8 protein-coding genes and 2 pseudogenes are annotated in these 11736 nt (G+C 70.3%); 2 read left to right on the top strand and 8 right to left on the bottom strand.

The window, feature by feature from the left end; translation table 11 throughout:
- Positions 1 to 226: 226 nt before the first annotated feature.
- Positions 227 to 429, bottom strand: a pseudogene (locus tag AMYTH_RS47640) (IS701 family transposase); the annotation flags it as partial.
- A gap of 538 nt (positions 430 to 967) precedes the next feature.
- On the opposite strand from AMYTH_RS47640, the gene AMYTH_RS50130 reads away from it, so the two are divergent.
- Together AMYTH_RS50130 and AMYTH_RS47630 are read left to right on the top strand one after the other, a co-directional pair.
- Positions 968 to 1828 carry an SDR family oxidoreductase gene (locus AMYTH_RS50130; protein ID WP_267283876.1) on the top strand — a complete coding sequence of 287 codons (861 nt, stop codon included), beginning with the start codon at positions 968 to 970 and terminating at the stop codon, positions 1826 to 1828.
- Between the two features lie 303 nt (positions 1829 to 2131).
- Positions 2132 to 2657: pseudogene (locus AMYTH_RS47630) on the top strand (DNA-processing protein DprA).
- Between the two features lie 586 nt (positions 2658 to 3243).
- Here the strand turns inward: AMYTH_RS47630 and AMYTH_RS0104045 are convergent.
- The 7 genes from AMYTH_RS0104045 to AMYTH_RS43765 are packed head-to-tail and all read right to left on the bottom strand — an operon-like array spanning position 3244 to position 11486.
- The gene (locus AMYTH_RS0104045) at positions 3244 to 4440 is read right to left on the bottom strand and encodes an acyl-CoA dehydrogenase family protein (protein WP_027929219.1); all 1197 of its coding nucleotides are present in this window, start codon (positions 4438 to 4440) and stop codon (positions 3244 to 3246) included.
- Positions 4430 to 5659 (bottom strand): CoA transferase, encoded by a 1230-nt coding sequence (locus tag AMYTH_RS0104040; protein WP_027929218.1) that lies wholly within the window; start codon positions 5657 to 5659, stop codon positions 4430 to 4432. Before AMYTH_RS0104040 ends, AMYTH_RS0104045 begins: the two co-directional genes overlap by 11 nt.
- Positions 5656 to 6876: an acetyl-CoA C-acetyltransferase gene (locus AMYTH_RS0104035; RefSeq protein WP_027929217.1), complete on the bottom strand. Its 1221-nt coding sequence runs from the start codon at positions 6874 to 6876 to the stop codon at positions 5656 to 5658. The genes AMYTH_RS0104040 and AMYTH_RS0104035 overlap by 4 nt, the downstream gene beginning before the upstream one ends.
- A gap of 2 nt (positions 6877 to 6878) precedes the next feature.
- Complete coding sequence (locus tag AMYTH_RS0104030; RefSeq protein ID WP_157360532.1) at positions 6879 to 8495, bottom strand: AMP-binding protein; 1617 nt, start codon at positions 8493 to 8495, stop codon at positions 6879 to 6881.
- Entirely contained in the window at positions 8492 to 9322 is an 831-nt protein-coding gene (locus AMYTH_RS0104025) for an alpha/beta fold hydrolase (RefSeq protein WP_027929215.1), read from the bottom strand. The genes AMYTH_RS0104030 and AMYTH_RS0104025 overlap by 4 nt, the downstream gene beginning before the upstream one ends.
- Positions 9319 to 10179: a MaoC/PaaZ C-terminal domain-containing protein gene (locus AMYTH_RS46885; protein WP_157360531.1), complete on the bottom strand. Its 861-nt coding sequence runs from the start codon at positions 10177 to 10179 to the stop codon at positions 9319 to 9321. The genes AMYTH_RS0104025 and AMYTH_RS46885 overlap by 4 nt, the downstream gene beginning before the upstream one ends.
- Positions 10176 to 11486, bottom strand: a complete 1311-nt coding sequence (locus AMYTH_RS43765) for an MFS transporter (RefSeq protein WP_037322234.1) — start codon at positions 11484 to 11486, stop codon at positions 10176 to 10178. The genes AMYTH_RS46885 and AMYTH_RS43765 overlap by 4 nt, the downstream gene beginning before the upstream one ends.
- Positions 11487 to 11736 lie beyond the last annotated feature (250 nt).

Here is an 11736-nt window from a genome sequence, read left to right as displayed (position 1 = left end):
TCGCCCGTAGTAGCGCCGCCACCCAATCCGTCTCGGAAAAACGCTGCTACGGCAGTTAGGCGAGTGGGTGGCCGCGGCGTAGCGCAACCAGGACCAGATGTGGTCGGAGCTGTTGACGACACACTGAACCAGGCATGATCGACTTCGCGTCACCGGAGATCCGGAGCCTGCTCACCACACTCGCCCTGTTGGCGCTGGTTCCCCTTTCGCGGCAAGGGATCGGGACACGGCGAGCCAGGCGCGGGCGGGCATGGACAGCGTGAGGGGACACCTCCCCGGCCTGCTCGGCCCACGTCCAGCCGTTCTTCCGCTCCAGCCCGTCACCAGCCCGGACACATACTCCCACGCCCGCCCCCGCGGTTCCGACCGAGCGAACCGGCCCGCGATCCGCTCATCGACCACCACGGACGACGATCCACCACACCACAATCAAGTGCCGTTGCAGTGGAGCAGGTCCCGAGCCCGTTGCGCGCGGTCAGTATCACCGTCGGCACGGAACCGCCCAAGCTTGAACCCGCAACCGTTGCGCTGGTCTTCGCCGACGTAGCGCCAAAGTCCGGGCCAGAGGTTGCGGACGTTGTCCTGCGTGTCCGGGGTCGCGTCGGGCGAGGTGAAGACACCGAAGTGGACATCACGTCATTCAAGCCACCTCCCGGGCCCACAGCCACGGCCTGTCGATCCCATCATGAAGCCGCGGAGGTGCCGGCCATTGTGGACCTCACGGCGGCTGATCGGAGCTGCGGCGGCAGAGAACCCTGCGGTTAGAGGTGGATCGTCAGGCCCTGAATAACGCGGTCCGCTTCCGCGACAGTGGAACCGAGAACCCGACATCGAGGAGCCGACCATGTCACGCGCACCCATCGACATCATTATCCCGGACCTGTCAGGAAAGCTCGCCGTCGTCACCGGGGCGAGCGACGGCATGGGCTTGGGTATGGCCGCACGCCTCGCGTAGGCAGGAGCAGAAGTGATCATGCCCGTGCGCAACCCACGCAAGGGGGAAACAGCGATCACCATGATCCGGGATTCTGTGCCCGCTGCGAAGGTTTCGCTGCGAGAGCTCGACCTGTCGTCGCTCAATTCCGTTGCCGCACTCGGTGACACGTTGCGCGAAGAAGGGCGGCCGATTCATCTCCTGATCAACAACGCGGGTGTCATGACCCCACCGGACCGGCAAACCACGGCCGACGGGTTCGAACTGCAGTTCGGCACGAACCACCTGGGTCACTTCGCGCTCGTCGCGCACCTGATGCCGCTCCTGCGGGCCGGTCGCGCGCGGATGACCTCGCAACTGAGCGTCGCCGCGAACCAAGGCTCGATCAACTGGGCCGACCTGAACTGGGAACGCACCTACGACGGGACGCGCGCCTACAGCCAGTCGAAGATCGCATTGGGTCTGTTCGGCCTGGAACTCGACCGGCGCAGCCGCGCGGGCGGATGGGGGGAACGACGGAGGTTCGGGTGCGACGAGAGGCGGATGGGCTTCGGGCATCGCGGGTGTGGTCACGGCGTCGACGACCGCCTCGTACAGCGGCGTCGGTTCCAGCAGCTCGTCGTCGAGATCGCTGGACGTGGCGAAATGGCCGACGTTTCCAGGCTCGAACAGCCAGTGGGACATGATGGTTTCAGTGCTCCTCTCACGGATGCAGCGGCCGAGGGGGAGACAGCAGCCAACGGCCGCCGACCTGATGCAGCGGCGATGCTCTGCTCGCGGCACGGGCAGCACGGCGTGCCGATCGGGGCTTTACGCTGTCTGCCGTGCCGGGAGAATGGGGCGAGGCAGAGCGTGCTGCGCTGGTCGCGCTGCTGTGCCGCTCGGCCTAGATGATCTGGCGCGACATCACCGAGGAGGTCAGCGTCCGCGGGAGCGCTCCAGCGGTGTGGCACGAGCACAACCCGGCCACCCGTTCGCACTGCCGGAACCGGCTGACCAGCCAGGCAGGACCTCGCCGCGTGGCGAGAGTCGAAGTTGGGTTCCTGACCTTCCTCGACACGGAATATTCCGCCCAGCCACGGGAGATCCGCGAGATCCCAGCGGTGCTCTTCCACCTTGGCAGCCTCGTACCCGGCGAGATCGGCAGATCGGTGATCGGCTCGCGTCAGGCCTCAGGCCGCGGCCTGGGCATCGCACGTGCGATTTGCTCAACGACTGATCGATTGCGGCATCACGGTGATCTCCGGCCTGGCGAGGGGCATCGACACCGCAGCGCACCCCCAGGCGCTCGATGCTCCCGGACACAGTCGCGGTCAGCGGCACCGGCATCCTCAGGTCCTGTCCGCCGGAGGACCGGGACCTGCAGTCCCGCATCGCCCAAACCGGGCTTGTGCTGTCGCAGTTCTGGTCGGATGCCCCACCTCGCAAGCACAGCTTCCCGATGCGCAACGCCGTGATGTCCGGGTACGGGCGCGCAACCAGAGTTGTGGCGGCGGGAGTGCACAGAGGTGCGCGGATCCACGCCCGGCAAGCCGTCGCGCACGGTCGGACGGCGATCCTGACCGATCTCGTCGTGCAGGCGAACCGCTGGCCCGCCGACCTCATCGGCCGACCCGCCGTCCACGTCGCGCACGGCACTGCCGAGGCGACGGCGATTGTTGAGGACATCATCGCCCCCTGCGACGAAGTCAACGAACTGCTGGCCTTCGCCGTGCAGCGATGACGCCCGAGGCACTTCCCGAGCGGCTTGCGCGACTGCAGCCGCACCCGGCCCCCGGCCGCGTACCGCGGTTGGGGACCGGGCCGCCGCCTAACCGAATGCCGCCGACGCCCAGAGCCCGCGGCTTGTCATCTGGAAGGCTGCCGAAGGCGTATCCTCCCGAGTTCCCGCTCGCGCTGTCGCACCGGTTCGAGTGGGCAAGCCAGTGCGAGAGGCCACGCGGGAGCTCAGGATCAGGGAGTCGTGTTTGCACACCTGAGTCAGCACCGAGCACGCGGAGCTGGCAGCGGTGAAGCGGCGGATCCGCCAACTGGAGACCGGGCTGGAGGTCCCAAGCCTCGCGGAGCGGGGACTGTCGGTGAAAACTGGCCTGCCAGCTGCTGGAAGTCACTATGGGTTCTACGATTGGCGGGTGCACCCCGGGTACGGACGGGGCTGCGGCCGTGCCTGGGCATCATGGTCAGCCGCAGAGCGGTTTTCTTGGTGTAAGCCTCAGAACTGTGGACTGGTCCATTGACAGCACCCCAGAACACAAACTCGTCGCGAACGCCCTGGATATTGCCATCAGCAACCGAGAAACCGACTTTGATCACCGCAGCTTGTAGTCCTCCAGCAGCCGGCGCCCGATGATCATTCGCTGGATGTCGGCGGTGCCTTCGCCGATCAGCAGCATCGGCGCCTCGCGGTAGAGCCGTTCGATCTCGTACTCCTTGGAGTACCCGTAACCGCCGTGGATGCGGAAGGCGTCCTCCACCACCTGCGCGCAGTACTCCGAGGCCAGGTACTTCGCCATCCCGGCCTCCAGGTCGTTGCGCTCGCCCGAGTCCTTCTTCCGCGCCGCCCGCACCATCATCTGGTGCGCCGCCTCGACCTTGGTGCCCATTTCGGCCAGGCGGAAGAGCACCGCCTGGTGCTCGGCGATCGGCCGGCCGAAGGTCTCCCGCTGTTGCGCGTAGGCGACGCCGAGTTCGAACGCGCGCCAGGCCACCCCGCACCCGCGGGCCGCGACGTTGACCCGCCCGACCTCGACGCCGTCCATCATCTGGTAGAACCCGCGACCGGGCTCGCCGCCGAGGATCTGCGAGGCGGCGATCCCGTAGTCGTCGAAGACGAGTTCGGTGGTGTCGACACCCTTGTAACCCATCTTCTCGATCCTGCCCGGAACCGTCAGACCCGGCGCCACCTCACCGAAGCCGGCGGGCTTGTCCACCAGGAACGTGGTCAGGTTCCGGTGCGCAGGCCCGGCGGCGGCACCGGTCTTCACCAGCACCGCGACCAGGGTCGACGATCCCCCGTTCGTCAGCCACATCTTCTGGCCGTTGATCAGGTACCCACCGTCGTGCGGGGTGGCGCGGGTGCGGATGGCGGACACGTCGGAGCCGCAGCCGGGCTCGGACATGGAGAACGCGCCGCGGATCTCGCCGGTGGCCATCTTCGGCAGGTAGTGGCGTTTCTGCTCCTCGGTGCCGTGATGCATGAGCAGGTGAGCCACGATGAAGTGGGTGTTGATGATGCCCGACACGCTCATCCAGCCGCGGGCGATCTCCTCGGCCACCAGCGCGTAGGTCAGCAGCGACTCGCCGATCCCGCCGTACTCCTCGGGAATCGTCAACCCGAACAGGCCAAGTTCCCGCATCCCTTCGACGATATCGGCGGGGTAGGCGTCGGCGTGTTCGAGTTCGGTCGCGACCGGGATGATCCGGTTGTCCACGAACGCGCGGACGGTCTTGAGGATGTCGTCCTGGACGTCGGTCAATCCTTCGGTACGGCACAGTTCACGCGCCATCGCTGTCATCTCTCCTCGTCATGATCAGCCCGTTGTCGGCGAGCCTCCCGATCTCCCGGCCGGACATCCCGAGCACCTCGGCCAGGGCCCACTCCGTGTCCGCACCGAACTCCGGCGCCGGCTCGGCCTCGCGGTAGCGCGAGTTCCAGCGCAGCGGGGAGGTGGCGGTGACCATCGGGCCCACCCCGGCCTGCTCGACCTCGGTGAGCACCGGCGACTCCGCACCCCGCCGCCAGGCCGCCACGACCTCCGAGGGCGAACGGAACTCGCCGGCCATCACCCGGGTGCCGCGCGCCGCCTCGAGCACCTCTCCCACGGTGCGGGCGGCGAACCACGGTGCGAGGACCGCCTCGATCAGGCCGCGGTGCCGGTACCGCTCCCCCTCGACGTCGAAATCGGTGCCGTGCACCGACGACAGGGCAGCGAACACCGCTTCCGTCCCGGTCATCCGCATCAGGTCCCGCCACTGGGCGCGGGTGATCGCCACCGCGACCACCCGGCGACCGTCGGCGCACGCGAAATCCACTCCGAACGCGCCGAACAAGTGGTTGCCGAGCCGGGGCCGGTCCTGGCCGGCCTCGGCCACCTCGGCGAACCAGCCCAGATGCGCCACGTGCGCCGCGGCCACGTCGGCCAGGGCCAGCTCGACCAGGCACCCGTCACCGTGCACCGCCCGCCGGCGCCATCCGGCCAGCAGCCCGGACACCGCGAGCAGCCCGGTGGCGATGTCCCAGGCGGGCAGGACGTGGTTGACCGGACGGCGCGAATCGGCCGGACCGGTCAGCGCCGGCACGCCGTAGCGCGGGTTGACCGCGTAGTCCATGGCGGCCCGGCCGTCGGGATAGCCCTGGATGTGGACGTGCACGAGGTCGGCTCGGCGAGCACGCAACCGGTTGTGGGACAGGAAGTCCCGGCCGATGGTGTTGTCGACGAACAATCCGGCGTGCGGGCCGGGCGCGGTGATCAACGCGGCCGCGAGTTCCTGCCCTTCCGGCACGCGGAAGTCGACGGCGACAGACTTCACGCCCTTGTTCATCCCGGCCCAGAACAGGCTCCGGCCGGTCCCGCTCAACGGCCACCGGCCCGCGTCCACCGGCCCGGTGACCGGGTCCAGCCGCAGCACCTGCGCCCCCATCTGCGCGAGCGTCATGCCGGCCAGCGGACCGGCGACGAAACTCGTGGCCTCCACGACCCGCAGCCCACGCAGCGGAGCGGTCATTCGACCAGCTCCAGGACGGCCGCGAGGCCCTGGCCGCCGCCGATGCACATCGTCTCCAGGCCGTAGCGCGCCCCGCGGCGGCGCATCTCGTGAGCCAGCGTGGCCAGGATCCGGGCGCCCGTGGCTCCGACTGGATGGCCCAGCGAGATGCCCGATCCACTGACGTTGACCCGCTCCAGGTCGCGATCGGTGAGGTCCCATTCCCGGAAGCAGGCGATCACCTGGGCGGCGAACGCCTCGTTGATCTCCACCAGTTCGATGTCGGACAGTGCGAGGCCGGCGCGGTCCAGTGCCTTCGCGACCGCCGGCACCGGACCGAGGCCCATGGTGCGCGGCGGCACCCCGGCCACCGCCCAGCTGACCAGGCGCAGGATCGGCGTGAGGCCCAGCTCCGCCGCGGCGTCCCGGGTGGTGACGATGCACGCGGCCGCGCCGTCGTTCTGGCCGCTGGCGTTGCCCGCGGTGACGGTCGCCTCCGGGTCGCTGTTCACCATGACGGGCCGCAGTGTGCTCAGCGCGTCGAGCGAGACGCCGGGCCTCGGGTGCTCGTCGGTGTCGACGACGGTGGCGGGCGCTCCGCGACGGCCGGGCACGGTGACCGGCAGGATCTCCTCGGCGAAGCAGCCGTCGGCGGCGGCCTTCACCGCACGCTCGTGGGAGCGCAACGCCCACTCGTCCTGTTCCCGCCGGGAGATCGAGTACTCGCGCCGCAGGTTCTCGGCCGTCTCGAGCATCCCGCCCGGCACCGGGTGGTCCTTCCCGCCGGCGGTCACCCGGGCCCGCGCGAGCCTGTCGTGCAGCCGGGGCCCGTCGCCCTTGACGCCCCAGCGGATCTCGTCGGTGTAGAACTCGACGTTGCTCATCGACTCGGCGCCCCCGGCGATGACGACCTCGGCGGCGCCGGTGGCGACGCTCATGGTGGCGTCGATGACGGCTTGCAGTCCGGATCCGCAGCGGCGGTCGATCTGCGCGCCGGGCACGGTCACCGGCAGGCCGGCGTCGAGCGCGGCGACCCGGCCGATCGCCGGGCTCTCCCCGCTGGGATAGCACTGCCCGAGACGCACGTCGTCGACCCGGTCCACCGGCAGGCCGGTCCGCTCGATCAGCTGCCGCAGGGTCTGCGCGGCGAGCTCGGTCGCCGACAGCGTCCGGAACGCGCCGCCGTAGCGGCCGACGGGGGTGCGCAGGGGGTGGCAGATGACGACCTCGTGGTTCATGGTCAGACTCCCTCTCGCAGTGCCAGCTCGCGCAGTGCGGCGGCGCGGATCTTGGTTCCGTTCGTGCCGGAGGTGGTGGGCATTTCGTCGATCAGGCGGACCCGGGACGGCACCTTGAACTTGGCCAGGGTCTGGGCGCACCACTGCTTGAGCTCGTCTTCGCCGGGCCGGTCCGGGCCGTAGGGCACCACGAAGGCCACAGCGATGGTGCCGCCGTCGCCACCGGGCACGCCGACGACTTTGGCCATCGCGACCGCGGGGTGCGCCGCCAGCCGGGTTTCGATCTCGGCCGGGTCGACCAGGAATCCCCGCAACCGCAGCACGTCACCGATCCGGCAGAGGTACTGCACGGTTCCGGGGGCGACCAGCCGGCCGAGGTCGCCGCTGCGGAACCAGCCGTCCTCGGTGAACACCTCGCCGGCGACCGCGGGATCACCGAGGTAGGCGTCGACGACGTTCGGACCGCGGAACTGCATCTCGCCCTCGGCGCCGTCCGGCACGGTTTCCCCGGTGACCGGGTCGGCCACCCGCACCTCGATCGCCTCCGTGACCACCTGGCCGCCCCCGGACCACCGCAGCTCCGCCGGATACCGCCGGGGCCAGAACGCGGTCAGCGCGAACAGCTCCGACGATCCGTACACGCCGGCGACGGTGGTGCCGAACTCCCGCTCCGCCCAGGCCGCGAGCTGCCGGGACCGGCCCTCGAAGTCCGCGATCCCGATCCACCGCAACGGCAGGGGCGCGGGGTGGTCCTGCCAGGCCCGCTCGATGCGGCCGAGGAGGTCGTCCGCGCCGATGACGTGGGTGACCCGGTGGCGCACCATGTCGGTGAGGACGCCCTCGGCGTCGAACACCGGCTCCAGGGCCACCGCGGCGCCGGAGAAGACCGCGGCCATCGCCGCGACGAACCCGAAGACCCCGGACAACGGGAGCGCGCCCAGCATGACGTCCCCGGGCCCCAGGCCGATGCGCTCGCCGGCGGCGACGAGGTGCTCGGCCATGCCGGATTCGCCGTGGGCGGCCAGTTTCGGGCGGCCGGTCGAGCCCGAGGTGGTGAACGCCGTGGCCAGGCCCGGAACCGGGCACGGCCGCAGCTCACCACCGCCGGACGCCTCGGGGAACGCCGACGCCCCACCGCCCACGTCGTAGGCCGCCACCTCGTCCGGGGACGCCGGTGCCGCCCCGGGCGCGGTAGTCACCAGGCACACCGGCGGCTCGGCCGCGGCCGCCTCGTGCGCCGCGTGCAGGACCCGGCGGAGGTCGAGGTTCATGAAGTCGTGGGCGATCACCACCGCCCGGGGCCGGGCCATGCGCAGGACGTGCGCGACCTCGTCCACGTTGTACCGGGTGTTGATCCCGATGACGTGCGCTCCCACCGCCAGTGCGGCGAACTGCGCGGCGACGGCGTGCGACCAGTTCGGCAGCCAGACACCGACGCAGTCCCCCGCGCCGATCCCGTGCGCGCGCAGATCCTCGGCCATTCCGGCGGCCAGGTCACGCAACTGCCGCCGGCTGACCGGCCGCGCCGGAGACCGGCCGGCGTCGGCGTCGTACAGCACCACGGCGTCGGGTTCGGCGTCGGCGAGTCCGGCGAACACATCGAGCAGACGCGGGGTCACGGTCGTCCCTCCTTCATCTCGCCCAGCCAACCGTCCAGGACCTTCGCGAAGTCGTCCATCTCCTCCATCGGGTAGTGCCCGTATCCCGGCAGGAGCACGAACCGGCCGTCCGGCGCCTGCCGGGCGGACTCGGCCACCGATCGGGCATCGACCCACAGGTCGTCCTCGCCGGCCACGAACGTGATCGGGCACGGAATGCCCGGCAGCAGCGGGCGCACGTCATGCGTGCCCCACCCGATGAGGTCGCTGGTGGACACCAGCGGGTCTTCCCGGCAGTGCATGCGCGCGATCAGCTCGGCGCGCCCACGGGCCACCCGGCGGCCGACGACCGCGCGGGTACCCAGGTGAGTGCGATCGGCACGCGCGGCGGCGGCGCTGTCCTCCAGTTCCCGTTCCAGCGCGTGCAGCTGGACCCGTCCCGGTCCGGACTCGGCGCACATCGACACCGCCGCGTCCAGCCGGTCGCCGTACCGCGCCGCGAGGTCCTGGGCGATCTTGCCGCCGATCGAGCAGCCGACCACCACCGGCCGCGTCACCTCCAGGACCTCCAGCAGCCGCACGAGCCAGTCCGCGTACTCACGCAGGTCCCGCACCGCGCCCCCGGGCGCAGGCTCGGAATGCCCGTGCCCCGGCAGATCGGGCACGAGCACGCGGTATCCCAGTTCGCTCAGCGACCGCAGCGCGTGCCGCCACTGCACACCGCTTTGCCCTGCGGTGTGAACCAGCACCAACGTGGTTCCGTTCGGATCCCGCGGCGCGGCCTCCTGCACGAACCCGATGCGGTCGTGCAGCACCAGGTGGTGTGCTGTCACGGTGTGGACCGTCATGCGACCACCTCGGTGTGCTCGGTCCGGGCGAGGTCGCGGGCGACGTCCACGATGATCTCCAGGGCCTTGGTCAGCCGGAGGTACTCGTACGGATCACCGCTGGAGATGAACTCCCCGGTCATCAACCGGGCACCGAACCGGCTGTCCTCCGCGGTCAGCAGATCCGCCCAGATCCGGTCGGGCGCACCGAAGGTGAACGTGGCGCCGTGCGGCGAACGGCGGGTCACGTCGATGATCCGGCCCCGGTAGACGCGCAGGTGGACTTCGTGCTCGCCACCGCGCAGTCCGATGGTGCCGTCCCAGGACGCCACCGCGGACACGAACGCCGGGTTCGCCGTCAGTGCCTCGGCAAGCACCTTCCCCCACGCCACCGTGCCCACGTCCCGGTTCACGGGCCGCGGCCCTCCGTCACCCGCCCGCACGAGCGCGGTGGCCGTGCCCGACTGGATCACGGTGCCGGCACCGTCGCGCAGCTCGTTGTACCGGGACACCAGTCCCTGGCCACCCCCACGGCTGTCCGTCAGGCGGACGATCGTCACCGCGAGCGAGAGCTCGTCCCCCACCTTGATCGGCCGGTGGTAGGTCCAGCTCTCCTCGGTCGCCGCCACGATCGACGCGCTCACCAGCCCCAGCCGGGTCCACAGCCCGGCCGCCACCGCCGCACCGAAGGAGCCCTGCAGGACCGGTTTCCCGAACGACGTGCCCCGGGCGTACTCGACGCTGGTGTGCAGGGGGTGATCGTCGCCGCTGAGGGCGGTGAACCGCGCCAGGTCCTCCTCGGTCACCACCCTCGGTCCCGCCGTGAACCGCTGCCCGACCCGGAAGTCCTCGAAGTACATCCCACCTCCGCCGGTCACGCCGCACCGTCCGTCCGCTCGGACGAAACCGCGTACAGGTCGCGCTGGAACCGTTCCCTGATGGTGCTCACCCCGGCGAAGGTCACCACGGCCATCGCGATGATGTACAGCGACACCGCCCACGATCCGCCGGAGGCGGCGACCAGGGCCGTGGTGATCATCGGCGCCAGTCCGCCTGCCAGCACGGACGCCACCTGGAAACCCAGTGACGCTCCGGAGAGCCGGACATCGGCCGGGAACATCTCGGCGTACATCGCGGTCTGGCACCCGAACATCGACGCGTGGATCGTGAACCCGATGACCAGCGCGACCCCCAGCCACAGCAGGCTGCCGGTGTCGATCAGCCAGAACATCGGGAACCCCGCGACCGCCATGGCCACCGCGCCCGTCAGGTAGATCCGCTTGCGCCCGAGCCGGTCGGACAACGCGCCGAACACCGGGATGGTCACCACCTGCGTCAGCCCCGCGAGCATCACCACGAGCAGCATCGGCGTGCGGTCCAGCCCGAGTGTCTTCGTCCCGTAGTCGAGAATCCCGGAGATGAAGATGTAGAAGGTTCCGTTGACCACGAAGAACGCCGCGACCGCCTGCAGGATCTGCCGCCAGTACAGGCGGATCGCCTGCCCGACCGGCGCCTTGCGCACGCCGGCCCGCTGCGCGGCCGCCGAGGAGGCGTGCCGGAGCTCGGTGAACACCGGGCTCTCCTCGATCTTGAGCTGCACGTAGATCCCCACGACCACCAGCAGCAGCCCGGACAGGAACGGGATCCGCCAGCCCCACGCCTCGAACGAATCCGCCGGCACCAGCGCGGTGAGCAGCAGGAAGAACCCGTTGCCGAGGACCGCGCCGAGGATCGTGCCGGTGTTGACCAGCGAGCCGTAGAAGCCGCGCTTCGCCACCGGGGCGTGCTCCACCAGCAGCATCGCCGCACCACCCCACTGCGCACCGACACCCAGCCCCTGCACGATCCGCGCGACCACGAGCAGGACCGGCGCCCACATCCCGGCGGTGTCATAGGTCGGCAGCAGTCCCACCACGAACGTCGCCACACCCATCAACAGCATCGAGCCGACCAGCGGGACCTTCCGTCCGTAGCGGTCCCCCACATGCCCGGCGAGCACCCCGCCGAGCGGCCGCGCGACGAATCCCACCGCCAGCGTCGCGAACGACGCGAGCGTGCCCTGCACGCCGCCCAGCGTGGGGAAGAACAACGGACCGAACACCAACGCCGCCGCCGTCGAATACACCAGGAAGTCGAACCACTCGAGCACGGTCGACGCGATGGAGGCGAAGGCCAGCTTCCGCATCCTGCGCTCGTCCACCGCGAGACCGCCGTGAGCCGCATCGGCTCGGGCGGACGGGGACACGTCACGGTCCGTAGACACCGGGGGGACCTCCTCATCGATCGTCCACCACGGCCGCTCAGAACGAACGACCGTTCAGGCCAGTCAAGCAGGCGGTCCGCCCTGGGTCAAGCCCCGCCCGCGCCTGCCCGCACCACGCACACGGAGTCGACAGTGGACACTGGATCCGCCGCGTCAGGCCACGAAGGCGATA

Source organism: Amycolatopsis thermoflava N1165, assembly GCF_000473265.1.
Lineage (GTDB): Bacteria > Actinomycetota > Actinomycetes > Mycobacteriales > Pseudonocardiaceae > Amycolatopsis_E > Amycolatopsis_E thermoflava.
Note: the sequence above shows the minus strand (reverse complement) of the source record. Positions and strands in the feature narration are given on the sequence as shown.

Excerpts from the sequence above, each read along its gene's own strand:
- AMYTH_RS0104045 (WP_027929219.1), bottom strand. The coding sequence starts at position 4,440 with ATGGCGCGTGAACTGTGCCGTACCGAAGGATTGACCGACGTCCAGGAC.
- AMYTH_RS0104040 (WP_027929218.1), bottom strand. The coding sequence starts at position 5,659 with ATGACCGCTCCGCTGCGTGGGCTGCGGGTCGTGGAGGCCACGAGTTTC.
- AMYTH_RS0104035 (WP_027929217.1), bottom strand. The coding sequence starts at position 6,876 with ATGAACCACGAGGTCGTCATCTGCCACCCCCTGCGCACCCCCGTCGGC.
- AMYTH_RS0104025 (WP_027929215.1), bottom strand. The coding sequence starts at position 9,322 with ATGACGGTCCACACCGTGACAGCACACCACCTGGTGCTGCACGACCGC.
- AMYTH_RS43765 (WP_037322234.1), bottom strand. The coding sequence starts at position 11,486 with ATGCGGAAGCTGGCCTTCGCCTCCATCGCGTCGACCGTGCTCGAGTGG.